Source organism: Kitasatospora sp. NBC_00315, assembly GCF_041435095.1.
Taxonomy (GTDB): Bacteria; Actinomycetota; Actinomycetes; order Streptomycetales; family Streptomycetaceae; genus Kitasatospora.
In genome coordinates, this window is record NZ_CP108025.1 from 3,301,036 (window position 1) to 3,326,578 (window position 25,543).

Here is a 25,543-nt window from a genome sequence, read left to right on the forward strand (position 1 = left end):
TAGTATCGCGGGTCAGGGACCGCAAATGCACAGGAGGTGCCCAGATGGCGGCTGGAGGCACGGCGCAGAGCCGGCCCGAGGTCCGGATAGACCGCTCTGACGTGGGACGACGCGTCTCCGTGCGGCGGATCTCGGAGTTCGTGGACGACAGGCCGGTGTTCCGCGATGTGATCGGCGTGCTCACATCCTGGGACGATCCGGGCCTGCTGACGGTGGTGCCGCGCAGCGGCGAGCCGGTCTCCTTCCCCGAGAACGCGCTGGTGGCGGGCAAGGCCGTGCCGCTCTTCCCGGCCCGCCGGGCGCCGCTGCCCCGGACCGGCGTGGTCGAGCTCCAGCGGATCGCGGCGCGCGGCTGGCCCGCCGTCGAGCAGGAGCCGCTGGGTGCCTGGACGCTGCGCGCCTCGGCCGGCTTCACCCGCCGTGCCAACTCCGTCCAGGCCCTGGGCGACCCCGGCCTGCCGCTGCCGCAGGCCCTGGAGGCCGTCCGGGACTGGTACGCGCGACGCGCGCTGCCGGCCTGGTTCGAGGTGACGGTGCCGGGCTCGCCCGACGACCTGGCGGCCGAGCTGGAGCGGCTCGGCGCCGTGTACTCGCCCACCCTGGTGCGCACCGCGCCGCTGGCGCCGCTGGCCCGCCTCGGCGGCCGGCCGGGAGCACCCCCGGCCGACGCCTGGCGCGGCGTGCGGCTGTCGCGCGGCGCCGGCCCGGCCTGGATGTCGCTGTACCGGAGGGTGACCGGCGAGCCCGAGGTCGAGGAGGCCGCCCGCAGGGTCCTCCACGGCGGCCCGTCCGTCTGGTTCGCGACCGTACCGGGCCCGGACGGAGCGCCGGCCGCCATCGGCCGCTGCGTGATCGACGGGGAGTGGGCCTGCTTCGGCGCCGTCGAGGTCGCGCCGGCGGCCCGCCGCCGGGGGCTGGCCACCGCGCTGATGGCGGTGCTCGCCGCCCGCGCCGCCGAGGAGGGCGCCACCGGCGGGTACCTCCAGGTCGAGGCGGAGAACGAGAACGCGATCGCCCTCTATGACGGACTGGGCTTCACGACCAGTCACACTTACCACTACGCACGCCTTCCCCAGCGGTAGCGTCAGCAGCTTCACACGAAAGCCAGTCCTCACCACGAAAGCCGTCGCAGCGACCGTGACCGAGCAGAGCAGAGCACGCTTCCGCGCCGAGGCCAGGGCCGAGCACCCCGATCCGGTGCTGCTCTGTGTGCTCGCCGCCGCCGAACACACCCTCCTCCGGCGCCCGTTCGAGCCGGGGGCCGAGGAGCCGCCCACCCTGGAGGAGCTGCTCGCGGCCTGCCAGGCGGCCATCGAGCGGCACGCGGCGGCCGTCCGGCTGGCCGTGGCCGAGCGCGCGCCGGGCACACCGGAGGAGACCGCCGCGCTGCTGGCGGCCGTGCTCGGCGGACGCGAGCGCTTCCACGGGCGGCAGTCCGACTACCGCCGGCTGGAGTCCTCGCTGCTGCCGGAGGTGCTCCGGCGCCGCCGCGGCCTGCCGATCATGCTGTCGCTGGTCTGGATCGCGGTCGCCGCCCGGGCCGGACTCTCCGTCCGGGCGGTGGCCCTGCCGGGGCACTTCGTCGTGGCGGTCGGCGGACCGGCCGGCGGCGAGGAGTACGTGCTGGCCGACCCGTTCCACGGCGGGCGGCTGCTCGGCCCGGACGACGCCGCCCACTTCGCGCACAGCGCGGGGCACGTCTTCTCCCCCGACATGCTCGCCCCCGCCCAGCCGCTGGACATCGTGCTGCGGGTGCTGGGCAACATCCGCCACTGGGCCGCCGACCGGCCCGAGCACGCCCGCAGTCAGTTGTGGGCCACCGAGCTCTCGCTGCTGCTGCCGCGCCACCCCGCCCAGTTGCGCCTGGAGCGGGCCGAACTGCTGGTCCGTACCGGGGACTTCCTGGCCGGCGCCGCCGAGATGGACTCCTACGCCGAGATCCTGGACGCCTTCGACCCGGAGACCGCCACCCGGGTCCGCCAGGAGGCCCGGGCGGCCCGGCACCGGCTGAACTAGGCCCGGCCGAACCCGGGCACGGGCCGGCCCCGGGACCTCGACGCCGGCGCCCGCCAACCCTCCCGGGGGGGGGTGGCGGGGCCGGGGCACGGCGTGCCGGTAGGGAGGTCAGAGCCAGCCCTTCTCCCGGGCGATCCGCACCGCCTCCGCGCGGTTGCGGGCCTCGGTCTTCTGGATCGCCATCGAGAGGTAGTTGCGGACCGTCCCCTCCGACAGGTGCAGCCGCCCGGCGATGTCCGCGTTCACCGCGCCGTCCGCGGCCGCCGCCAGGACGTCCCGTTCGCGGGCCGTCAGGGGGTTGGCGCCCTCGGCGAGGGCGGCGGCGGCCAGCACCGGGTCGATCACCCGCTCGCCGCGCAGCACCCGGCGGATCGCCTCGGCGAGTTCGGCGGCCGGAGCGTCCTTGACCAGGAACGCGTCGGCCCCCGCCTCCATCGCCCGGCGCAGGTACCCGGGGCGGCCGAAGGTGGTGGCGATCACGATCTTCGTCTCCGGCCGGCGTCCGCGCAGCAGGGCCGCCGCCTCGATGCCCGTCATCCCGGGCATCTCGATGTCCAGCACGGCGACCTGCACCTCGTGCGCGACGGCCGCGTCCACCACCTCGTCGCCGCGCGACACCTGGGCGACGACGTCGATGTCCTCCTCCAGCCCGAGCAGCGCGGCCAGCGCCTCGCGCACCATCCCCTGGTCCTCGGCGAGCAGGACCCTCACACGTCGCACGGGCGTCTGTGCCGTCTCGTCTGTCATGCCGTCAGCCTAGGCAACGCGCGGCACCGGCCCGGCAGGGCGTCCGCCCCGGCGCCTCACGACGGGGGCGCCGCGCCCCGCCCGCCCGGCAGGCCGCGGGCGGGCGGGCCGCCGAGGCTCAGGCCCCGGACCGCTCCGACCGCTCCTCCGGCCGGACCGCCGGCTCGGCGACGGCCGGCAGTGGCACCGCCGCCCGCAGGCGAAAGCCCCGGTCGTGCGGGCCGGTGCCGGTCTCCAGGCGCCCGCCGACCGTGGCCAGCCGCTCCCGGAGGCCGGAAAGGCCGTTGCCCGGCGCGGACTTGCCCGGCCCGGGGCCGTCGTCGGTGATTTCCAGGACGGCGAACCGCTCGCCGCTCTCCTCCCAACTCCGGTCGGCCGTCACGGTGCAGAGCGTGGCGTCCGCGCCGTGCCGGACGATGTTGGTGACCGCCTCGCGCAGCGCCCAGGCCAGCACCCCGGACTCCTCGCTGCCGATCCCCGGCCAGGCGTCCGCGAGCGAGGGAGCGGCCTCCAGGGTGACCTGTGCGGTGGCCAGCGCCGTACGGGCGGCGGCCAGTTCGACCGGCAGGGTGGGACGCCGGAAGCCGCTGACCGCCTCGCGGACGTCCACCAGCGACTGCCGGGCCACCTTCTCGATGTCGGCGACCTGCTCGCGGGCGGCCTGCGGCCGGTCCTGGTCCATGAACCGCCCGGCCAGCTCGCTCTTCAGCGTGATCAGCGACAACGAGTGACCGAGCAGGTCGTGCAGGTCCCGGGCGAGGCGCAGCCGCTCCTCGGAGGCCGCCAGGTGCGCCACCGTCGCCCGGGCGTCGCGCAGTTCCCGCATGGTGGCGATCAACCGCTGGAGGCCGGTCATCGCGACGCCGCCGAGGAAGCAGGGCAGGATGATCGCGGCCAGCGTGTCCGAGTCGGCGTGGCTGAGCAGCGCAACGACGAGCGCCAGGACGGTGGTCGCCAGCACGCCGCGCAGCGCGACCCTGGCCGGCAGCACGACCGCGACACAGACCGACGCGTAGGTGAACAGCGTCAGCCAGGCCTGGCCGAATCCGAACGAGGTGGCCACGGCCAGTGCCAGCATCACCCCGACCAGCGGGTACTTCCCCCACCAGCCGTCCGGCCTGGTCGAGCGTACGGCGATCAGGCCGACGTACGCGGCCAGGAAGGCCACCAGCGCCACCCACCCGGCGATCGTGGCGACCGGGCCGTGCCCGCCGCCGGTGAGGTCCTTGACCGGGTAGACCAGGTAGACCATCCAGAGCAGCATCCACGCCAGCTTGACCAGCAGTTGGCGCCGGTTCTCGACGCCGGCGCCGGGGATGTTGCCGTACGACTCCTCCTGGCCCCCCGCCCCGTGGTCGTCGGGGCGGCGGGCCAGGAGCTTCTTCGGCATGAGCGCCATCATGCCTGCTTGGTGTCCTTGCGGTACAGGTGCGCCGCCGCCGCCACGAAGAGGGCCAGGAAGCCCGCCAGGCCGGCCATCGCCGCGATGTCCGGCGAGTGGCCCGGCTGCACGAAGGAGGCCAGCTGGTTGTAGAGGTAGACCGGGTTGAAGCGGGCGAACTTCTTCAGCGAGTCCCCGACCGGGAACCACGTGCCGCCGAAGAGCGCCATCAGCATGTAGACGATCATCACGACGGGCTGCACCGCGTCCGGCTGCGCCGCGTACCCGAGGGCCACGCCCAGCGCGGCGAAGACGAAACTGCCCAGCCAGAGGGCGAGTCCGAGCCCGAGCCACTGCGCGGCGCTCAGGTCGACGCCCTCGAAGCCGCCGATCACGAAGACCACCACGATGGCCGGCAGCGTGGTCACCGCGCAGGAGGCGATCTTGCCGATGGTGTAGGCCCGGCCGGGCAGCGCGGTCAGCCGCAGCTGCCGGACCCAGCCGCTCTTGCGCTCCAGCGAGATCCTCTGCGCGCTGCCGGTGAGCACCGCGCCGACGGCGCCGAAGGTGGCCATCGAGACCATGAAGTACGACTTCGCCGGGATCCCCCCGGCCACGCTTCCACCGCTGTAGGCGCTGATGAAGAAGACGTAGAGCAGCGCCGGGTAGAGCACCGTGAACATCAGGTACCGCTTGTTGCGCAGGGTGCGCATGATCTCCAGCTGGATCAGGGTGGTCATCGCACGCTCTCCTTCGCGGTGGTGGTGCTCCCGGTGGTGGCGCTGCCAGGGGTGACACTGCCGGTGGTGACGCTCCCGATGCCGGCGTCCTGGGCGTCCTGGTCGCCCGTGATGGTCAGGAAGGCCTGCTCCAGGCCGAGGCCGGTGACCTCCAGGCCGCGCGGGTACAGGCCCGCCCGGTAGAGGCCGGCGACGTCGGCGTCCGCGTCGGCGGTGCGGATGCGTACCGTCCTGACGCCGTCGGCCCGGCCGCTGACGTCCAGTGCGAGGACACCGGGCAGGGCGCGCAGCACCGCCTCGTCGAACGGGCCGTCGGCCGCGTGCAGTTCGAAGCCGATCCGGCGGGCACCGGCCTTCGCCTTGATCTCGGCGGAGGTGCCGTCGGCGATCAGCCGCCCCCGGTGCAGGACGAGCACCCGGTCGGCGACCGAGTCCGCCTCCTCCAGGTAGTGGGTGGCGAACAGCACCGTCCGCCCGGCGGCCGCCTGGGCCCGCATGCCGGCCCAGAAGGACTGCCGCACGGAGACGTCCATGCCGGTGGTCGGCTCGTCCAGCACGATCAGGTCGTTGGCGCCGGCGATCGCGAGCGCGAAGCGCACCCGCTGCTCCTGGCCGCCGGAGAGCTTGTCGGCCTTGCGCTCAGCGAGGTCGGTGATCCCGGCCTCGCGCAGCACCTCCTCGACGGCGCGGCCGCGCGGGTGGACGGCGCAGGCGAACTTCACCAGTTCCCGCACCTTGACGTCCCCCATCAGGCCGCCGCTCTGCAGCATCGCGCCGACCCGGCCGGCCTGGACGGCGGCCCGTGGCGTCCCGCCGAACAGCGAGACGGTGCCCTCGTCGGGCTCGCGCAGGCCGAGCAGCATGTCCAGGCTGCTCGACTTGCCGGCCCCGTTGGGGCCGAGCAGCGCCACCGTCTCGCCGGGGTGCAGCACCAGGTCGAGTCCGTTCACCGCCTTCACCCGGCCGTAGCTCTTGCTGACCTGCCGGAAGGCGGCGACCTCACCGCCCCCGTTCAGTTCCGTCCCGCTGCTCATCCGTCCGGTCCTCTCCTGGCGGGCCGCACCTCGGCCCCGCTCCACAAGAGTCCCGCTCGGGGGGCGCCCGGCGGCAGTGTGCGCCGTCGTGTCCCCGGCATGACGGATGTCACGGTCGCGGCCGGCGCCCCACCGCGCGGGGCGCCGGCCGCAACCGCCCGCTCAGCCCGCGAGCGCCTTGCGGACGAAGTCGACCTGGAGCAGCAGCAGGTTCTCCGCGACCTCCTCCTGCGGTGTCATGTGGGTGACCCCGGAGAGCGGCAGCACGGTGTGCGGACGGCCCGCCGCGAGCAGCGCGGAGGAGAGCCGCAGGGTGTGGGCGGCCACCACGTTGTCGTCCGCCAGTCCGTGGATGATCATCAGCGGCCGCTCCAGGCCCGCCGCGTAGCCCGTCAGCGAGTTGGCGGCGTAGACCTCCGGCCGCTCGGCCGGGTGCCCGAGGTAGCGCTCGGTGTAGTGGGTGTCGTACAGCTCCCAGTCCGTGACGGGTGCGCCGGCGACGGCCGCGTGGAAGACGTCCGGGCGGCGCAGCACCGCGAGTGCGGCCAGGTAGCCGCCGTAGGACCAGCCGCGGATCGCGACCCGGCCGAGGTCGAGCGGGAACTCCCCGGCGAGCGCCCGCAGGGCGTCCACCTGGTCGTCCAGGGTGGCGCCGGCGAAGTCGAAGGCGATCGACTTCTCCCAGGCCGGGCCGCGTCCGGGAGTGCCCCGGCCGTCCGCGACGACCACCGCGAACCCCTGGTCGGCGAACCACTGGGAGGTCAGGTGCGGGTTGTGCGCCTGCACGACGCGCTGGCCGTGCGGCCCGCCGTACGGGTCCATCAGGACGGGCAGCAGGCCGTCCCGTTCGCGGTCGTAGCCGGTGGGCAGGAAGACCGCGCTGGGGATGCGGCGCTCGCCGGCGAAGCGGAACACCGGACGGGCGGTGATCACCGGGGTCTCGGCGTACGACTCGACGACGGCGATCTCGTCCACCACGACGCCCTCGGGCAGATCCCGGCCGACCTGGACCAGCGCGCCGGGACGGCCGTGCTCAGAGGTCGCGCGGACGGTGACGCCCCCGGCGTGCACCGCGCTGCTGACGGAGGTGAACGGCTCGCCGTTGGCGGACTCCCAGGAGAGCCGCTTGCCGTCGTGCGAGATCCGGCCGACGGCGATCCAGCCGGGCTCGGGATCGGTCTCGGCGGCGCCGCCGGAGGCGGTGAAGAACACCTCGCCCTCGGTGACCGCGAGGACCGAGCGCAGGTGCAGGTCGGCGCCGGTGACGGGGTGGTCGCCGACGACCAGCGCCCGGCTCCCGCTCTCGTCGGAGATCCGCACCAGCTTCCCGTCCGGCGTCCAGGCCGGCACGCCGGGGAAGACCTCCAGCCAGGCGTCGTCCTGCTCGGCGTGCAGCACGGTGGTGGCGCCGGTCTCGACGTCCACGGCGAGCACCTGCTGGCCGCGCTGGTCCCGGGACTGGACCAGCAGCAGCGGCGGGCCGCCGGCCGACCAGTGCACCCGCGCCAGGTAGGGGAAGGCCTCGGCGTCCCAGCGGATCTCGGCCCGGGTGCCGTCCAGGCCGAGCACCCAGAGCCCGACCTCGGCGTTGGCGGTGCCGGCCGCCGGGTAGGCGACCTCGGCGGGCTCGCGCTCCGGGTTGGCGGGGTCGGCGATCCACCAGCGCCGCACCGGCCCGTCGTCGGCCCGCTCGGCCAGCAGCCGGTCGCTGTCGGGCGACCACCAGAAGCCGCGGTCGCGGTCCATCTCCTCCTGCGCGATGAACTCGGCCTGGCCCCAGGTGAGCCCGGGGCCGTCGGGCTCCGCGAAGGCCCAGTCGGCGCTGCCGTCGGTGCGCGTCAGGCGCAGTTCGCCGCCGGTGGTGGCGTACGCGACGTAGACGCCGTCCGGGGAGGGGCGGGGGTCGAGCAGCGGGCCCTGCGCGGGCAGCTCCCGGGCGCCGCCGGTGCGGAGGTCCGTGACGAACAGCCGCCCGGAGAGGGCGAAGGCCGCGAGCCGGGCGGCGCCGTCGAGCGCGTAGCCGACGATGCCGGCCGAGCCCTCCCGGCTGCGCTCGCGCCGGGCCCGCTCGGCCGGGGAGAGGTCCTCCTCGCCGCCGCCGAGCAGGGCGAGCGGGTCGGCGACGATCCGCTCGCGGCCGGTGGCGGTGTCGAGGGCCCAGAGCAGGTTCGCGCGGTCGCCGCCCGAGCGGGAGCGCAGGAAGGCGACCCGGGAGCCGTCGGGTGCGACGGAGAAGGACCGGGGCGCCCCGACCGTGTAGCGCAGGGTCCGCGCGTACTGCCGGGGGAAGGTGTCCGCAGGGGTATCGGAGGTCATGGCACCAGACCCTACGACCTCCCGGCGCCGCCGCCCGGCTCATCGTGATCACTCGTTCGGAGCATCGGTGCCGAGAACCCCCTGAAGGCCCCGGCACCCCCTCCCACCGGCCCGGGCGCCCGGTCGACGGTCCCGGACCGCGGGGCGTGTCGTCTCACCGTGCGTAATGCGGGGCTCACCCGTCGGGTATGACTGATCCAGCGAGTGATCGTCGGGCCCCGTCCCGGGCCCGGCCCGCTCGACCGCTTGTCCCGCACGGTCCCGACCGCCGCCCTCTCCCCGAGGCGCGGCGCACCCGAGAAGGGGTGTGAGCCGTCATGGCTTTGTCCGTCTCCGCCGTCATGCTGACGCTGGTCATCGTGGTGGTGCTGATCCGCCGGTCCAGCCTGAAGCCGGCACACGCGATCATCTGCGCGCTGCTGGGCTTCTACCTGGCGTCGAGTTCCATCGCGCCCTCGATCAGCGAGGTCACCAGCAACCTCGCCGGGATGATCAACGGCCTGAAGCTCTAGGCCGTGTCCGGCGGCGCCCGGTGCCCGGCCCGGCGCCGGGGGGCGCGGTCGTTAGGCTGCTCCCCATGACCGCGAATCCCGGCCGCCGCCTGCTCCTGGTGCACGCCCATCCCGACGACGAGTCGATCGGCAACGGCGCGACGATGGCCCGCTACGCCGCCGAGGGTGTCTCGGTCACCCTGGTGACCTGCACCCTCGGCGAGGGCGGCGAGGTGATCCCGCCCGGCCTCGCCCATCTGACGGCGGAGCGGGAGGACCGCCTCGGCCCCCACCGGATCGGCGAGCTGGCCCACGCGATGCGTGAGGCCGGTGTCGCCGACTTCCGCTTCCTGGGCGGCCCGGGGCGCTACCGCGACTCCGGGATGATGGGCGTGCCCGACAACGAGGTGCCCGGCTGCTTCTGGCGGGCGGACCTCGACGAGGCCGCCGGTCACCTGGTGGCGGTGGTCCGCGAGGTCCGTCCGCAGGTGCTGGTCACCTACGACGAGCAGGGCGGCTACGGCCACCCCGACCACATCCAGGCGCACCGGGTCGCGATGCGCGCCCACGAGCTGGCCGCCGATCCGGCGTTCCGGCCCGACCTCGGGCCGGCCTGGCGGATCGCCAAGGTCTACTGGAACCGGATGCCCCGGTCGGTGATCGAGGAGGGCCTGCGCGAGACGGCCGCCAAGGCGTCCTTCCCCGGCGTCGCCGCGGTCTCGGACGTGCCCGGGGTGGTGGCCGACGAGCTGGTCACCACCGTGCTGGACGGCCGGGAGTACGCGGGCCGCAAGGCCGCCGCGATGGCCGCTCACGCCACCCAGATCACGGTGGACGGGGCGTTCTTCGCGCTCAGCAACGACCTCGGCCAGCCGCTGGTGGCGACCGAGTACTACCAGCTGGTGCGCGGGGAGCGCGGGCCCGGGCAGCCGGAGCGCGACCTCTTCGCGGGCCTGGGCACGGACGACCCCGCCGACAACGCCGCCGCCGACCGGGCCGCCGCCACCGAGGAGAGCGACCGATGACCGACCGCGCACCGGCCCCCGCCGCCACCCGCCGCTCGCTGCCCGCCCGGGTGCTCGGCACCCGCGCCGAGCGGCTGGCCGAACCCCGGCCGCCACGGACCGGCCGGATCGTCGCGTACGTCGTGCTGTTCGTGCTGGGCGGCCTGGTGTCGCTCTGTGGTTCCTTCGTGCAGACCCTGTGGACGCCGGCCGGGCTGTTGCTGGCGCTGGCCGCCACCGCCGCGGTGTTCTACGCCGGGCTGCGGGTGACCGGGACCAAACTGGGCGCGGGTGCTCCGGTGGCGGGCTGGTTCCTCGTCCTGATCGTGCTGATGGTGCCGCGCCCGGAGGGGGACACCGTGCTCTGGCCGAGCGCCTCCTCGTACGCGTTCCTGTTCGTCGGCTCGATTCTCGGCGTGATCTGCGCCACCCTGCCGACCGCGACGAGCTATCTCTTCGGGGCGCCCGGCCCGCGCCGGTGAGCCGCGGGTGACCGCGCGTCCGCAGAGCGGTACGACGAGCAGTCAGGAGCGCGCGAACGTAGTCTCATACCGGAGGAACCGGACGTATCAGGTTCATTCCGATCCAGTTCGGCTCTCTGTTCTTCCCAGTATGGTGGTGCCGCAACAAGCCGCCCCCGACCACTGCCGGGCGGGGCCGGCCGGAGAGAATCAGCCAAGACGAAAGAAGCTGGTGTCGGAGGGGACGTTGTCCCGGTCCACTGCTCGGCGGCACGCGCCGCCCGGCCGGACGGGCACCCCACAACCCGCGGTCGCGCCCCACGGCAGCAACCGCGAACCCGGAGCAGAGCAGCATTGAGCAGCCGCGAATCTGACAACGCGTACCCGACGCCCAGGCGTACGGGTCCGGACGCCTACCCGTCCGGCACGCCGCCGTACGGCACCCCGGGCATCCCCGACGACGCCCAGTCCGATCCGGGGGCCGCACCCGCCGAGGGCGACGACGTCCCGAAGACCGAGACCACGCTGACCACGAGGGTCCGGATCAACATCCCCGGCTCGCGCCCGATCCCGCCCGTGGTGGTCCGCAGCGCCGTCAAGAACGAGGAGCCGGCGGCCGAACGCCCGGCGGCCGCCGAGCCGCCCGGCCCCCGGCACCGCTCGGCGGCGCCCTCCTCCCCCGTGCTCGGGGTGATGGACGGCAGCGCCCGGACGGCGACCCCGCCGAACCTCCCGCCCGAGTGGCAGACCGGCGAGCCCGGCGGTCAGTCGGAGGCCGAGTCGACCGGCGAGTGGTTCCGGCCGCGCCAGCGCAAGGGCGCGGATCCCGCCCCGTCCCCGGTGCCCGCCGGCGCGCCCTCGACGCCCTCCGCCCGGCCGTCGGCGAACCGGTCGGCCGAGGCCCGGCCGGCCGCCGCCCGTGCGGAGCCGAACCGCCAGAACGGGCCCAGGCCCACCCCGGGACCGCGCCCCACCGGTGCGCCCGCCTCGCCGTTCGGCGCCCCGGTGGAGCCCGAGGGCCCGGCCGCCTCGGCGGCCTTCGACGACGGCCTGCCCGCCGGCCCGTTCGCGAACGACCCGTTCGCCGCCGACCCGTTCGCCGCCGAGGCCCTCGGTCCGGACGCCGGCGCTTCGCTGCCCTCCCGTCCCCGCCCGCAGAACGGCGCTCCTCACAACGGCGCCGCCCGGAACGGCGGCCGCCCGGGCGCCGGCCCCGTCCGGCCGGAGGACACCGAGATCGGTGGCTTCGAGCCGATCAGGGACGAGGGCCCGGCGACCGCCGCCATACCCGGCCTGGCCCGCACCGCTCCGTTCGCCGCGCAGCCCGGCCAGGGCGCCGACCCCTTCGCCGCGCAGCAGCCCGGCCAGGGCGCCGACCCCTTCGCCCCCCAGCGGACCGGTGGCCAGCAGGACCCGTTCTCCCCGGCCGCCGCCGGTGGCCGGTTCCCCGGCTCCCCCGGTCAGGGCGCCGACCCGTTCGCCGCCCAGCAGCCCGGCGCGGGCACCGACCCCTTCGCCCCCGGGGATCCGTTCGCGACCGGCCCGGCGCGCCCGAAGACCGGTTCACCGGCCGAGCCGCCGGCCCCGGCCGCCCCCTCCGCCGCGGAGCCCGCCTCCGAACCGCCGGCCCCCAGGGCGGCCGCTCCCAAGCGGCGCGGCCGAGGCGCCAAGCTGGCCGTGTACGGCGCCGTCCTGCTGCTGTTCGCCGGCGCCGCCGCGTACGGCACCGGACTGATGCTCAACCAGTCGGACATCCCCAAGGGCACCGTGGTGCTCGGCACGGGCATCGGCGGCAGTAGCCGTGACCAGGCGATCCACCAGCTCGACGACACCGTCGGCAAGGCCGGCCAGCAGCCGGTCAAGCTGAAGATCGGCGACCAGGCGGTCGCCCTCGACCCGACCGCGGCCGGCCTCAGCTTCGACACCACCGGCACGGTGGACGACCTGACCCGGCACAGCTACAACCCGGTCGACGTGATCACCTCGCTGAAGGGCGGCGACAAGGCCGTGCCGCCGCAGGTGAAGGTCGACCGCGCCAAGCTCAGGGCCGCCCTCGACGCCCTGGCCACCGGCTCCGGTCAGGGCCTGCAGGAGGGCTACGTCAAGTTCACCGAGAACGGCGACATCGTCGTGGTTCCGGGCAAGGCCGGCCAGGCGGTGGACTCCGCCGCCGCGGTGGACCTGGTCGAGCAGGCCTACCGGGACCGTGCCGCCGGGAAGCCGGAGTCGCTGGTCACCCTGCCGGTCGCGGCCGCGCAGCCGAAGGTGTCGCCGCAGGCCCTGCAGGCCGCGGCGGACAGCCTGGGCAAGTCCGTGCTGAACGGCAACGTGCACGTGTCGGCGGGCGTCAAGAAGTTCGAGTTCGGGAAGGCCACGGCCGCCGTGGCCCTCACGCTCGCCCCCGACGCGACCGGGAAGATCGTCCTGAAGTGGGACGACCAGCAGCTCACCGCCAAGCTGGCCGGAGCCTTCGACAAGATGAAGTTCCGCCAGAACGGCGCCCTGGTGCCGATCACCGTGAAGGACGTCGAGGCCGGCATCGCCTCGGTCCTGGACGGCAGCGGCGACAAGGACCGGACGTTCAAGTTCCCGCTCACCTGACACCACCCGCCGCGCCGGCCGGCGCGGCACCACCGGGAGGCCGGAGCCGATTCGCGGCTCCGGCCTCCCGGCGTCGGGCGGCGCCGCACCGTCCGCCCAGCGGCCGGAGGCGTCCGCTCATCGGACGATGACGCCGCGTCAGAAGATCGCCACCGAAGGCTCCTCCGACCGTCCGCGGGGGTCGCGCAGCTGGCGAATACTCGCCAATGGCGGTGCATAACTGGACATTTGCGATGAACTCGCTTGCCACCGAAGAACGTTGGCACGCAACCCGCCCGCTGCCTGAAAAACCGCCTGCCGCCTGCGCTTTTCGCCGAAGAACCCATGGTCAAAGGCAACCGGAAACAACAGCATTGGCGCCTGCGTTACCAAGCCTTGATTCAGCGCTGGTCGACAAGCCTCCTCATGGTCAGCAAGATGTGGCACCGAGGCCGTTCCACAGCGGCGAGATGTTTTCCGCCCGGCCGACCGGCTCCCGAGCTCCCCGACACACCGTCCGGACCACTCGGGCCGTACCCGACCGGACCGCACGAGGGAGAAGAAGCGCCTTGGGTCGCTACATGCTGCGCAAGCTGGCCAATTATCTGGTCCTGGTCATCGTTGCCGCATCCCTCACGTATTTCCTGGCCGGTCTGAGCCTGAACCCGAAGGCGAAGTTCGAGGGCCGCAACCCGGCCGTCCCCATCGCCACCATCACCAAGTCGCTCGACGACATCAACCAGAATCCGGACACGCCCATCGTGGAGCGGTTCGCGACCTGGGCCAACGGTGTCGCCCACGGCGATCTCGGCAGGACCATCGACAACAGCTCGGTCAACGACGACTTCGGCCGCCGGGTCGGCGTCTCCACCCGGCTGCTGCTGATCGCCACCCTGCTGGGATCGGTCGGTGGTGTCGCGCTCGGCGCGCTCGGCGCCATCAAGCAGTACCGGGCCTTCGACCGGATCACCACCATCCTGTCGTTTCTGATCCTGGCCACGCCGGTGTTCGTACTGGGCAGCGCGCTGCAGTTCGGCGCGACCAAACTCAACGACGGCTCGCAACTGATCAAGGTGACCGGGGAGTACGACTCCCAGTACTCCGGCCAGTGGGGCTTCGACGCGCTGGTCAACCGCGGTCAGCACATCCTGCTGCCGATGATCACGCTGGTCCTGCTGCAGGTCGCGCTCTACAGCCGCTACCAGCGCAGCACCATGCTGGACGTGCTCGGCAGCGACTTCCTGCGCACCGCCCGGGCCAAGGGCCTGCGCCGGCGCCAGGCCCTGGTCAAGCACGGCCTGCGGACGGCCGTCCTGCCGGTGGTTCCGTTGCTGGTCTACAACATCGTGCTGCTCTTCACCGGCGCCACGATCACCGAGAAGACCTTCGGCTGGCACGGCATGGGTGAGTGGCTGGTCAGCTCCATCACCCGCAACGACATCAACTCGGTCGCCGCGGTGGGCCTGTTCACCGCCATCGTGGTGCTGATCGCCGGCCTGCTCTCCGACCTGTTGTACGCGGCACTCGACCCGCGCGTACGGACCTGACCCCGCGCACCCGGCCGACGATCCCGCTGTCACAGGAGCAACCGCGATGAGCACCCAGACCACACCCGGCACCACCGGCACCACCGACGGCGGGGCCGCCGCCCCGGCACCCGCCAAGGCCCGCAGCAGCCGCTCCCGGCTGACCATGCGCCGCTTCGTCCGCAACCGGCTCGCGCTGGTCGGCCTGGCGGTCCTGGTCCTGCTGTTCCTGGCCGCCTACCTCGGGCCGCTGTTCAACAAGTGGACCTACGAGCAGCACGACTACCTCGCCTTCACCTCCCCACCCACCTCGGGCCACTGGTTCGGCACCACCCAGAGCGGCCAGGACCTCTTCGCCCTGACCATGCGCGGGCTGCAGAAGTCCCTGGTGATCGGCCTGCTGGTGGGCGTGCTGGCCACCCTGATGGCCGCCACCGCCGGCGCGTTCTCCGCCTACTTCGGCGGCTGGACGGACCGCTCGCTGATGTGGCTCGTCGACCTGCTGCTGGTCATGCCCAGCTTCCTGATCCTCGCGGTGCTCTCCCCGCTGTTCCGCACCTCGGGCTGGCTGATCTTCGTCCTGCTGATCTCGATCTTCAGCTGGATGATCACCGGTCGGGTGGTCCGCAGCATGACGCTGACCCTCAAGGACCGCGAGTTCGTCAAGGCCGCCAAGTACATGGGCGTGCCCGGCCCGGTCATCATCTTCCGGCACATCGTGCCGAACATGGCCTCGCTGCTGATCATCGACTCGGTGATCCAGGTCGGCGCGGCGGTGGTCTTCGAGTCCACGCTGTCGTACTTCGGCTTCGGCATCCAGGCGCCCGACGTCTCGCTGGGCACCGTGATCTCCGCGAACGAGAGCAACGCCACCACGTACCCGTGGCTGTTCTTCTTCCCCGCCGCCTTCCTGGTCCTGATCGGCCTCGCGGTCTCCTTCATCGGTGACGGCCTGCGTGACGCGCTGGACCCGAACTCGGCCAACGCGAAGGCCAAGTGGGCCAAGGAGATGGACCAGCACGCGGACCTCTCGCTCGCCGGCGCCCCCGGCAAGGCCTCCGAGGTGCTGAACCCGTCATGACCGAACCCCTGGCCACCACCGGAAGCAGCAGCCCGACAGCCGGCACCCCGGCGATGAGCACCCGTACCGAGGAAGGGATCCGACCGGTGAGCGACACCCGGCTGGACACGTCGAAGCCCGTGCAGGAGCAGCCCGTTCTGGAGGTGACCGACCTCCGGGTGGCCTTCCCCAGCGAGGCCGGCCCGGTGCGCGCGGTGCGCGGTGTCTCGTACGCCGTCCGGCCGGGCGAGGTGCTCGGCATCGTGGGCGAGTCCGGCTCCGGCAAGTCGGTCTCCTCGATGGCCGTGCTCGGCCTGCTGCCGGACTCCGCGCGGGTCACCGGCTCGATCAGGCTGGCCGGGCGCGAGCTGCTCGGACTGAACGACAACCAGCTGTCCGAGATCCGCGGCAAGGAGATCGGGATGGTCTTCCAGGACCCGCTCTCCGCCCTGACCCCGGTGTACAGCGTCGGTACCCAGATCGTCGAGGCGCTGCAGATCCACCAGAAGATGAGCAGGCAGCAGGCCCGCGAGCGGGCGATCGAGCTGCTGAACGTCGTCGGCATCCCCGACCCGAAGCGCCGGGTGGACAACTTCCCGCACGAGTTCTCCGGCGGCATGCGCCAGCGTGCGGTGATCGCGATGGCGATCGCCAACGACCCCAAGGTGATCATCGCCGACGAGCCCACCACCGCCCTCGACGTCACCATCCAGGCCCAGGTCCTGGAGGTGCTGAAGAAGGCCCAGGAGGTCACCGGCGCGGCGATCGTCATGATCACCCACGACCTCGGGGTGATCGCCGGCTTCGCCGACCGCGTCCAGGTGATGTACGCCGGGCGGCCGGTCGAGGCCGGCACCGTGGACGAGGTGTACTACACCCCCCGGATGCCGTACACCATCGGCCTGCTCGGCTCGATCCCGCGCCTGGACGACACCGATCGCCAGGCACTGACCCCGATCGACGGCAACCCGCCCTCGATGGTCGAGCTCGGCCCTGGCTGCCCCTTCGCCGCCCGCTGCCCGATCGCGATCGAGATCTGCCGGGAGAGCGAGCCGGAGCTGACCGTCCGCGACGGTGTCGGGCACCCGACCGCCTGCCACCGCAGCGCCGAGCTGGCCGGCGAGCTCGACCCGGCCGGCATCTACCCGCTGCCGGAGCTCGCGCCGGTCACCGCGACCGCCCGGCTGCCGCGCGCCGAGCGACCGGCCGTGCTCGAACTGACCAACCTCACCAAGCACTTCCCGCTCACCAAGGGCGCGATCGTCAAGCGCAAGATCGGCACCGTCCGGGCGGTGGACGGCATCACGCTGGACATCCGCGAGGGCGAGACGCTCGGTCTGGTCGGCGAGTCCGGCTGCGGGAAGACCACCACCCTGCTGGAGATCCTCGACCTGCCCAGCGGGCAGGCCGGCACCGTCACGGTGTTCGGCAAGGACATCCGCGGGCTGCGCCGGGCCGACCGCAAGGCCCTGCGCCGGGACATGCAGATCGTCTTCCAGGACCCGATGGCCGCCCTGGACGCCCGGATGCCGATCGGCGACATCCTGGCCGAGCCGCTGAAGACGCACGGTTGGGCCAAGGAGCGGATCGCCGCCCGCGTCCCCGAGCTGCTGGAGATGGTCGGCCTCGACCCCGACCACGCGGACCGCTACCCCGCCGAGTTCTCCGGCGGCCAGCGCCAGCGCATCTCGATCGCCCGCGCGCTCGCCCTGGAGCCCAAGCTGGTCATCCTGGACGAGCCGGTCTCCGCCCTGGACGTCTCCATCCAGGCCGGTGTGCTGAACCTGCTGGACGAGCTCAAGAGCCGGCTCGGCCTCAGCTACCTGTTCGTCGCGCACGACCTCTCCGTGGTACGGCACATCGCCGACCGGATCGCGGTGATGTACCTCGGCCGGATCGTCGAACTCGGCGCCACCGAGAACCTGTTCGCGGCTCCCTCGCACCCCTACACGCAGGCCCTGCTGTCCGCCGTGCCGCTGCCCGACCCGCGCAAGGAGCGGGAGCGCACCCGGATCATGCTCACCGGCGACCTGCCCAGCCCGGCCGACGTGCCGAGCGGCTGCCGGTTCCGCAACCGCTGCCCGAAGTACCTCGCGCTCGACGAGGCCGAGCAGCAGCGCTGCCGGGACGAGGATCCGGCCGAGCGCACGCTCGGCGAGGACCACGTGGCGGCCTGCCACTACGCGGCGGCCCTGGAGGTCGTCTAGCCGCCACCCGAACCCGCCCCGGCGGCTCCGTACCGGGCGCCGGCGGCCCTCGCACCACCCGCATCAGCCGCACCACCGCACCACCCTCACCAATCCGCCATCCACAGGGGGACCCCCTTGAAGCACAGCAGAATTCCGCTCGCCCTGGTCGCCACCGTCGCGGTCGGCTCCCTCACCCTCAGCGCCTGCGGCTCCAGCGGCGGCAGCGCGGACTCCAGCGCCAAGGCGACCGAGGCTCCGAAGATCACCGCGATCGACGTCAACGCGCAGGACCGCTCCGCCCTCAAGCAGGGTGGCACGATGACCTACGCGATCGACCAGTTCTCCAGCCAGTGGAACCCGCTGGAGGCGGACGGCAACGAGGACTCGACCGTCCAGGTCGCCAAGGCCCTGATGCCGACCCTGTGGCGCTCGGACGCCGGTGGCACCCAGAAGCCGAACCCGGCCTACCTGGTGGACGCCAAGGCCGAGACCAAGGACGGCAAGCAGGTCGTCACCTGGACGCTGAACCCCAAGGCCAAGTGGTCGGACGGCACGCCGATCACCTGGAAGGACATCGAGCTCAACTGGAAGGCCCAGAACGGCAAGGACACCAACTTCAAGCCCGCCAGCACCACGGGCTTCGAGCTGGTCGAGAGCGTCGTCAAGGGTGCCGACGACTACCAGGCGATCATGACCTTCTCCACCCCGTTCTCGGAGTGGCAGGGCATGTTCAACTCGGTCGCCAACGCGCCGCTGTTCCCGGGCAGCCAGCTGGACACCGCGGACAAGTTCAACACCTCGTACGTGGACGCGATCCCGGTCACCGCCGGCCCGTTCAAGTTCGGCAGCTTCGACAAGACCGCGCAGACCGTCACCGTGGTGGCCGACCCCAACTGGTGGGGCGACAAGCCGATCCTGGACAAGGTCGTCTACAAGGCCATGGACACCTCGGCGATGCCGAAGGCCTTCGCCAACGGCGAGGTCGACTTCTACAACAACGGCCCGGACCCGGCCGGCTTCAAGGCCATCCAGGGCACCGCGGACGGCGCGGTCCGCGAGGCGGGCGGCCCGAACTTCCGCCACGTGCAGCTGAACGGCAAGAGCCCGCTGCTCACCGACGCCAACGTGCGCCAGGCCATCTTCCAGGCGATCGACCGCGACACCATCGCCAAGGCCGACCTGAACGGCCTCAACTGGCCGGCCAGCGCGCTCAACAACCGCCTGCTGGTCGCCAACCAGAACGGCTACAAGGACAACTCGAACGGTCTCAGCAAGTTCGACCCCGAGGCCGCGAAGAAGAAGCTGGACGCGGCCGGCTGGAAGCTCGACGGTGACGTCCGCAAGAAGGACGGCAAGGAGCTCAACCTCAAGCTGGTCATCCCGGCCGGTGTCACGGTGGCCCAGAACGAGTCGTCGATGATGACCGAGATGCTCAAGAACGTCGGCGTGAAGATCACCACCTTCACCGCCCCGTCGAACGAGTTCTTCGACAAGTACATCTACAAGTTCGACTTCGACATGACGGTCTACGCGCTGCTCGGCACGCCGTTCCCGGCCTCCGGCTCGAAGGCCAACTTCGGTGCCACCGGCGGCTCCAACTACTCGCAGGTCGGCAGCGCCGAGGCCGACGCCGCGATGGACAAGGCCGCCTCGGCGACCGACGTGACCACCGAGTTCCAGCAGATCAACAAGGCCGACGAGGAGCTGTGGAAGGTCGCGGGCAACATCCCGCTGTACCAGCGCCCGGCCATCTTCGGCGCCAAGAAGAACCTGGCCAACATCGGTGCCGAGGGCCTCTCGGACGTTGTCTGGGAGAACGTCGGCTTCCAGAAGTGACGTTCCGCTGATCTCGGCCCCGCGGTGAACGGCCGGGCGCCCGGAGGAGATTCCTCCGGGCGCCCGGCCGTTTCCGTGCTCTCCTCAGCCCGCGCCCACCACGTCCCGCACCTCGGCGAAGTGGCAGGCCGACTCGTGCGCGGCCGGGCCGTCCAGCAGCGACGGCACCGTGAGCAGCGGCTGCTCGGTCGCGCAGCGCTCCTGTGCCTTCCAGCAGCGGGTGCGGAAGCGGCAGCCCGAGGGCGGGTTGGCCGGCGACGGCAGATCACCGCTGAGCAGGATCCGCTCGCGGCCCTCACGGCCGGTCGGGTCCGGCACCGGCACCGCGGAGAGCAGGGCCTGGGTGTACGGGTGGGTCGGGAAGGAGTAGATGTGCTCCTCGGTGCCGATCTCGACCATCTTGCCGAGGTACATCACGCCGACCCGGTCGGAGATGTGCCGGACGATGGAGAGGTCGTGCGCGATGAACATGTACGACAGGTTGAGCTCGGTCTGCAGCTGCTCCAGCAGGTTGATCACCTGCGCCTGCACGGAGACGTCCAGCGCCGAGACCGGCTCGTCGCAGATGATCACCTCCGGCTTCAGCGCCAACCCCCGGGCGATGCCGATGCGCTGACGCTGACCACCGGAGAACTGGTGCGGGTACCGGTTGATGTACTCCGGATTCAGCCCCACCACGTCCAGCAGATCCTGGACCGCCTTGCGGCGGTCGCCCTTCGGCGCCACCTCCGGGTGGATCTCGTACGGCTCCCCGATGATGTCGCCCACCGTCATCCGGGGGTTCAACGAGGTGTACGGGTCCTGGAACACCATCTGGATGTTGCGACGCACCGCCTTCAACCCCGCGCCCGAGAGCTTGGAGATGTCCTCGCCCTTGAACAGCACCGAGCCGGCGGTCGCCCGCTCCAGGTTCATCAGGACCTTGGCCAGCGTCGACTTGCCGCAGCCCGACTCCCCCACGATGCCCAGCGTCTCGCCCCGGTGCAGGTCGAAGGAGATCCCGTCCACCGCCTTGACCGCGCCCACGTGCTTCTTGAAGAGGATGCCCTGGGTCAGCGGGTAGTGCTTGACCAGGTCCCTGACCTCCAGGATGGGCTCAGCCATGGAGGGTCTCCTTCCAGAAGTGGCAGGCGCTGTGGCGGCCCGGAAGGTCCCGGCCGTCCGGATCGAGCACCGGGCTCAGCCGGGGCGACTCGTCGCGGCAGAGGTCCGTGGCCTGGTCGCACCGGGGGTTGAAGGCGCAGCCCGGTGGAATGTGCAGCAGGTTCGGCGGCAGGCCCTTGATCGCGTAGAGGTCCTGCCCCCGCTGGTCCAGGCGCGGGATCGAGCGGAGCAGGCCCTTGGTGTACGGGTGCGCCGGGTTCGCGTACAGCTCGTGCACCGGCGCGGTCTCGACGATCCGGCCCGCGTACATCACCGCGATCTTGTCCGCGACGTCAGCGACCACGCCGAGGTCGTGGGTGATCAGGATCAGGCCCATGTTGAACTCGGCCTGGAGCTCCGCGAGCAGGTCCATCACCTGCGCCTGGACGGTGACGTCCAGCGCGGTGGTGGGCTCGTCCGCGATGATCAGATCCGGCTCCAGGGCGATGGCCATCGCGATCATGATGCGCTGGCGCATACCGCCCGAGAACTGGTGCGGGTAGTCGCCCACGCGCTGCTTCGCGGCCGGGATCCGGACCCGCTCCATCAGCTCGACGGCCTTCACCCTGGCGTCCTTCTTGGACAGTCCCTCGTGCACCCGGAAGACCTCGCCGAGCTGCCAGCCCACCGAGAAGACCGGGTTGAGCGCGGAGAGCGCGTCCTGGAAGATCATCGCGATCTTCCGACCCCGGATGGTCCGGCGCCGCTCCTCGGGCATGGTGAGGAGATCCTCGCCCTTGTAGAGCACCCGGCCGCCGGCCACCCGCCCGGGCGGGCTGTCCAGGATGCCCATGATGGCCTGCGCCGTCACCGACTTGCCCGAGCCGGACTCCCCCAGCACCGCCAGGGTCTCCCCCGCGGCCACGCTGTAGCTGACCCCGTTGACCGCCTTGGCCACACCCTCCCGGGTGCTGAACTCCACGTGGAGGTCCTCGACCTCCAACAGCGGCGCACCGACGCCGTCCTGGCGGACCGGCCCGGCCTGCGGCCTGTCGTCCACTGCCTTCTTCATCGCCTCGCCTCTCGTGTGGTCACTGCCGCGTACCCGCCTCGCACCGCTCACCGCAGCTTGGGGTCGAGCGCGTCACGCAGCCCGTCGCCGACGAAGATGAAGCCGAGAGTGGTCAGCACCACCGCGAGCGACGGCAGCGTCCAGAGGTAGTCGTAGACGCCGATGAAGCCGCGCCCGGCCGCCAGCATGTTGCCCCACTCCGGGACCTCCGGGCTCACGCCGACGCCCAGGTACGAGAGCGAGGCCTCGGCCACCACGGCGGTGCCGACGCTGAAGGTGCTGTAGATCAGCACCGGCGCGATCGAGTTCGGCAGGATGTGGCGCACGATGATGCGCACGTTCCCCGCCCCCAGTGCCCGCGCCGCCTGGACGTAGTCCATCTCCCGGGCGGAGAGCACCGAACTTCGCAGCAGCCGGGCCACGGTGGCCCAGCCGAAGACGCCGAGCGCGATGATCACCGGCCACACGCCCCGGCCGACCACCACGATGAGGATGATCGCCGCGGGAATCAGCGGGAACGCGAAGAAGATGTCCGCACCGCGCATCACCAGGCTGTCGTAGAAGCCGCCGAAGAACCCGGCGACGGCGCCCAGGGTGACCCCGATGAGCAGGGTCAGGATGATGGACGCCAGACCGACCTCCACCGCGATCCGGCTGCCCCAGATCACCCGGGAGAGCTGGTCGCGGCCGATCGCGTCGGTACCGAACCAGTGGGCGCCGGAGGGCGGTTCGGTGGTGTGGTAGAGATCCTGGTGCAGCGGGTCCTGCGGGGATATCCAGGGGGCGAGCAGGGCCGTCAGGAACAGCGCGGTCACCAGGACCAGGCCGATCAGGGCCAGCCGGTTCGCGGCGAACCGGTTCCAGGCCTCGTGCCACTCCTTGACCACCCTGATCGGCGGCTCCCCCGAGAGGTCGCCGCCGCGCTGGCGCGGGATGGCGCCGTCCGCGGTCTTCGTCATGCTGTCGTCAGTCATGTCGGCGCCCTCAGCTCAGCCGGATTCGGGGGTCGAGCACCGCGTACAGCAGGTCCACCACCAGGTTGAGCACCACGAAGATGCCCACCCCCCAGGTGGCGACCCCGACGATGATCGGGTTGTTCTGGCTCTGGATCGACACGGCCATCGCCAGGCCGACACCGTCCCAGTTGAAGATGGACTCGGTGATGATCGCGCCGCCCAGCAGAGCGCCGAACGAGATGCCGATGTAGGTGATCACCGGGATCACCGAGTTCCGCAGGACGTGCTTGAAAAGCACCTGTCGGCGCGGAACTCCCTTGGCCACGGCGGTCTTCACGTAGTCGGCGCGCAGGATCTCGAGCATCGTCCCGCGCATCAGCCTGGCCACCAGCGCGGCGTCCACGATCGCCAGGGTGATCGCGGGCAGGATCACCTGCACCGGATCACCGGGATCACCGATCACCGGGACCCACTTGAGCTGCACCGCGAAGACGTTGAGCAGCAGCATGCCGATGACGAAGGTCGGGAAGCCGACCACGACGGTGGTCACCAGTGTCGTGACGGTGTCCCAGATCGAATAGCGTTTCAGCGCGGCGAGCGCGCCGACGGCGGCCCCGATGACCACGTCGATGACGATCGCCGCCAGGGCCAGCTTGGCGGTGTTGGCGAGCTTCGGGGCGAGGATCTCGGAGACCGGGCGACGCTGGGTGTAGTCCTCCCCCATGTCCCCGTGCGCGAGCCGGCCGAGATAGTTGACGTACTGGACCGCCAGGGGCTCGTCGAGCCCGTACCGGGCCCGGAGCTGTTTGACCACGGCGGGATCCCTGGCCCGGTCGCTGCCGGCCAGCGAGCCGACCGGGTCGCCGGGGATGACGAACAGGCAAGCGAAGAGGATCATGGTGGCGCCCAGCAGGACGATGACCATCTGACCGAGCCTTCGCAGCACATATCTGCCCATAGGACTGCCTCTCTGTGGGGTGGTGGCAGAGCGGCGTGGCCCGCCCCGTACGCGCCGCCCGGTGTGGCGGGGCTCTCGGGGGGCGGCCGGCCCTGCCTGGTCGAGGCAGGGCCGGCCGCACTGTTGCGAGCCCGGGACCGGGCTCTCCGTACGGTTGGCGGACTACGCCTGGTGCGGGAAGGAGCGCGTCACTTCTGCGAGACGGTCGACAGGGTCGGGTTCTCGTTGAAGTCGTAGCTCAGGTTGGTCCACTTGCCCAGGTCGGCCACTCGCAGCTGGTGCCGGCCCCAGAGCGGGATGAGCGCCAGGTCGTCGCCGATCGCGATCTTCTCGGCCTGCTGGTAGAGCTTGGTGCGCTCGGCCAGGTCCTTGGTGCCGGTGGCCTTGGTCAGCAGGCTGTCGAAGGCGGGGTTGCTGTAGCGGCCGCGGTTGTCGCCCTGGGCGACGTGCGTGGTCGCGTCCTCGTTGATCGAGGAGGTGGCCAGCAGCGGGTTCAGGAAGTTGCCGGGAGTCGGGTAGTCGGCGCCCCAGGCGGCACGGAACATACCGACCGAGCCCGGCTGCTGCTCCTTCTTCAGGAGGTCCTTGAAGGGCATGCCGTCGATCTGGACGTCCAGGCCGAGCACGTCCTTGAGCTGCTGGGCGACCGCCTGCACCCACTCCTCGTGCCCGCCACCGGTGTTGTAGCCGAAGTACAGCTTGGTACCGGGGGTCAGACCGGCCTGGGTCGCGAGCGACTTGGCCTTGTCCTTGTCCTGCGCGACGCAGCTGGCGCAGACGCCCTGCTGGTAGGCGTCCTTGAAGGCGGCCGGGACGAGGCTGGAGGCCGGGGTGAGGAAGCCCTTGAAGACGCCCTGGGTGATCGCCTTGCGGTCGATGGCGTAGGAGATCGCCTGGCGGGCCTCCTTGCTCTTCAGCGGGCCGTCCGCGGTCTCCGGCATCAGGTAGTTCATGCCGTTGGCGTCCCACTCCAGCCAGTCGCCCTTGGCGTTGTAGGTCGCCTTGGCCGCGGTGAGCTGCGGGGTGGGCATCCGCGCCCAGTCGAACTGGCCCGCCTGGAAGCCCTGGTACTCCAGGGTGGCGGCGTTGTCGGAGTTCAGGATCGAGATCTCGACGCGGTCCAGGTTGGCCTTCTTCAGGCCGTAGCTGTCGTTGCGGACCAGCGTGATCTTGCTGTTGTGCTGCCAGGGCCCGTCCAGCTTGAAGGGCCCGTTGCCGATCGGCTGGTCGTTGTAGGTCTTGTTGGTGGCCGCCCCGGCCACCGCCGGCACCGGGCTGAACACGGTGTGGAAGGTGCGGAGGTCGAACTCACAGTCCTTGATGCCGAGTTTGACCACCAGCGTGGTGGCGTCGGGCGCGCTCAGACCCTTGAAGGTGGTGGCGCTGCCGTCCTGGAGCGCGTCGAATCCGTCGATCTCGCCCATGTGGTAGGCGACATCGGAGGCGGCGTCCTTGCCCGCGGCGCGCGTCCAGCCCCGGACGAAGGCGGCGGCGTCCACCGGGTCGCCGTTGCTGAAGGTGGTGCCACCCTTGATCTTGAAGGTCCACTCACTGCAGTCGTCGTTCGGCGTGCGGCTCTCGGCCAAGGCGTTGGACAACGTGCCGTCCGCGGATACGCTGGTCAGCCCGGTGAACAGGTTCTGGGTGACCAGGGTGCCCTCGGACTCCTGGGTGTTGTAAGGGTCGATCGCGACCGGCTCGGCTATGCCGAGCCTGAACGTGCCACCCTGCTTGGCCGGTGCGTTGTTGCTCTGACTGGCCTTGGCCCCACCGTCGGCACTGCTGCCGCTGTTGCTGCAGCCGGCTACGGCCAGGGCGGTGGTGGCCGCCACCGCCGTCCATCGCATTGTCTTGGTGAGCCTCATTCAACTGCCTCTCGATATAGGGGCTTACGAACGAACGGCTGGCCCGCACCACTCGGTGTTGCCGGATGCGGGCAGGCGGCAACATCAGGGACCACCAACCAAGTTGACGGTGTGACCACTGACACGCGTAGAGCAACTATCGATCAGCTGACCGTCACTGGGAATCGCCCTTACATCTCTTTTGGATTACATGCTCAGACCAAGTCATGACAATGGTTGCCAAAGTCC

General features: G+C 71.7%; 20 protein-coding genes. 10 read left to right on the top strand and 10 right to left on the bottom strand.

From position 1 onward, the window contains the following. Positions 1 to 101: 101 nt before the first annotated feature. Complete coding sequence (locus OG823_RS13210) at positions 102 to 1,082, top strand: GNAT family N-acetyltransferase (RefSeq protein ID WP_371479693.1); 981 nt, start codon at positions 102 to 104, stop codon at positions 1,080 to 1,082. A 55-nt stretch (positions 1,083 to 1,137) separates the two neighbouring features. After that, positions 1,138 to 2,016 (top strand): transglutaminase family protein, encoded by an 879-nt coding sequence (locus OG823_RS13215; RefSeq protein ID WP_371479694.1) that lies wholly within the window; start codon positions 1,138 to 1,140, stop codon positions 2,014 to 2,016. 108 nt (positions 2,017 to 2,124) lie between these two features. On the opposite strand, the gene OG823_RS13220 is transcribed toward OG823_RS13215, so the two are convergent. From OG823_RS13220 to OG823_RS13240, 5 genes are all read right to left on the bottom strand, one after another. Further along, a complete protein-coding gene (locus OG823_RS13220; protein ID WP_371479695.1) occupies positions 2,125 to 2,763 on the bottom strand; it encodes a response regulator in 639 nt (212 codons plus the stop codon). A gap of 118 nt (positions 2,764 to 2,881) precedes the next feature. After that, positions 2,882 to 4,153: a sensor histidine kinase gene (locus OG823_RS13225; protein ID WP_371479696.1), complete on the bottom strand. Its 1,272-nt coding sequence runs from the start codon at positions 4,151 to 4,153 to the stop codon at positions 2,882 to 2,884. A gap of 8 nt (positions 4,154 to 4,161) precedes the next feature. Beyond that, the gene (locus OG823_RS13230; RefSeq protein ID WP_371479697.1) at positions 4,162 to 4,884 is read right to left on the bottom strand and encodes an ABC transporter permease; all 723 of its coding nucleotides are present in this window, start codon (positions 4,882 to 4,884) and stop codon (positions 4,162 to 4,164) included. Beyond that, positions 4,881 to 5,918 carry an ABC transporter ATP-binding protein gene (locus tag OG823_RS13235; RefSeq protein WP_371479698.1) on the bottom strand — a complete coding sequence of 346 codons (1,038 nt, stop codon included), beginning with the start codon at positions 5,916 to 5,918 and terminating at the stop codon, positions 4,881 to 4,883. Before OG823_RS13235 ends, OG823_RS13230 begins: the two co-directional genes overlap by 4 nt. A gap of 162 nt (positions 5,919 to 6,080) precedes the next feature. After that, on the bottom strand, positions 6,081 to 8,234 hold the full coding sequence (locus OG823_RS13240) for a prolyl oligopeptidase family serine peptidase (protein ID WP_371479699.1): 2,154 nt from the start codon (positions 8,232 to 8,234) through the stop codon (positions 6,081 to 6,083). Between the two features lie 317 nt (positions 8,235 to 8,551). Between OG823_RS13240 and OG823_RS13245 the strand changes: the two genes are divergently transcribed. The 8 genes from OG823_RS13245 (at position 8,552) to OG823_RS13280 (ending at position 19,381) form a co-directional block, all read left to right on the top strand. After that, entirely contained in the window at positions 8,552 to 8,746 is a 195-nt protein-coding gene (locus OG823_RS13245) for a DUF2304 domain-containing protein (RefSeq protein WP_371479700.1), read from the top strand. 65 nt (positions 8,747 to 8,811) lie between these two features. Beyond that, positions 8,812 to 9,750, top strand: coding sequence for an N-acetyl-1-D-myo-inositol-2-amino-2-deoxy-alpha-D-glucopyranoside deacetylase (gene mshB / locus OG823_RS13250; RefSeq protein WP_371479701.1), 939 nt, complete (start codon positions 8,812 to 8,814; stop codon positions 9,748 to 9,750). After that, entirely contained in the window at positions 9,747 to 10,211 is a 465-nt protein-coding gene (locus tag OG823_RS13255; RefSeq protein WP_371479702.1) for a DUF6113 family protein, read from the top strand. The genes mshB and OG823_RS13255 overlap by 4 nt, the downstream gene beginning before the upstream one ends. A 333-nt stretch (positions 10,212 to 10,544) precedes the next feature. Then, positions 10,545 to 12,791 (top strand): peptidoglycan binding domain-containing protein, encoded by a 2,247-nt coding sequence (locus OG823_RS13260; protein ID WP_371479703.1) that lies wholly within the window; start codon positions 10,545 to 10,547, stop codon positions 12,789 to 12,791. A 548-nt stretch (positions 12,792 to 13,339) separates the two neighbouring features. Beyond that, complete coding sequence (locus OG823_RS13265) at positions 13,340 to 14,317, top strand: ABC transporter permease (RefSeq protein ID WP_371479704.1); 978 nt, start codon at positions 13,340 to 13,342, stop codon at positions 14,315 to 14,317. 46 nt (positions 14,318 to 14,363) lie between these two features. Then, positions 14,364 to 15,377 (top strand): ABC transporter permease, encoded by a 1,014-nt coding sequence (locus OG823_RS13270; RefSeq protein WP_371479705.1) that lies wholly within the window; start codon positions 14,364 to 14,366, stop codon positions 15,375 to 15,377. A gap of 53 nt (positions 15,378 to 15,430) precedes the next feature. After that, entirely contained in the window at positions 15,431 to 17,563 is a 2,133-nt protein-coding gene (locus OG823_RS13275) for a dipeptide ABC transporter ATP-binding protein (RefSeq protein ID WP_371484462.1), read from the top strand. A gap of 117 nt (positions 17,564 to 17,680) precedes the next feature. Beyond that, positions 17,681 to 19,381, top strand: a complete 1,701-nt coding sequence (locus OG823_RS13280) for an ABC transporter family substrate-binding protein (protein ID WP_371479707.1) — start codon at positions 17,681 to 17,683, stop codon at positions 19,379 to 19,381. Positions 19,382 to 19,465: 84 nt separating this feature from the next. On the opposite strand, the gene OG823_RS13285 is transcribed toward OG823_RS13280, so the two are convergent. The 5 genes from OG823_RS13285 to OG823_RS13305 all read right to left on the bottom strand — a co-directional run bounded on the left by OG823_RS13285 (position 19,466) and on the right by OG823_RS13305 (position 25,315). Continuing rightward, positions 19,466 to 20,485, bottom strand: a complete 1,020-nt coding sequence (locus tag OG823_RS13285) for an ABC transporter ATP-binding protein (protein WP_371479708.1) — start codon at positions 20,483 to 20,485, stop codon at positions 19,466 to 19,468. After that, the gene (locus OG823_RS13290; protein WP_371479709.1) at positions 20,478 to 21,536 is read right to left on the bottom strand and encodes an ABC transporter ATP-binding protein; all 1,059 of its coding nucleotides are present in this window, start codon (positions 21,534 to 21,536) and stop codon (positions 20,478 to 20,480) included. Before OG823_RS13290 ends, OG823_RS13285 begins: the two co-directional genes overlap by 8 nt. A gap of 47 nt (positions 21,537 to 21,583) precedes the next feature. Further along, complete coding sequence (locus OG823_RS13295) at positions 21,584 to 22,510, bottom strand: ABC transporter permease (protein WP_371479710.1); 927 nt, start codon at positions 22,508 to 22,510, stop codon at positions 21,584 to 21,586. Positions 22,511 to 22,520: 10 nt separating this feature from the next. Then, complete coding sequence (locus tag OG823_RS13300; RefSeq protein ID WP_371479711.1) at positions 22,521 to 23,450, bottom strand: ABC transporter permease; 930 nt, start codon at positions 23,448 to 23,450, stop codon at positions 22,521 to 22,523. 188 nt (positions 23,451 to 23,638) lie between these two features. After that, the gene (locus tag OG823_RS13305) at positions 23,639 to 25,315 is read right to left on the bottom strand and encodes an ABC transporter substrate-binding protein (protein WP_371479712.1); all 1,677 of its coding nucleotides are present in this window, start codon (positions 25,313 to 25,315) and stop codon (positions 23,639 to 23,641) included. Positions 25,316 to 25,543 lie beyond the last annotated feature (228 nt).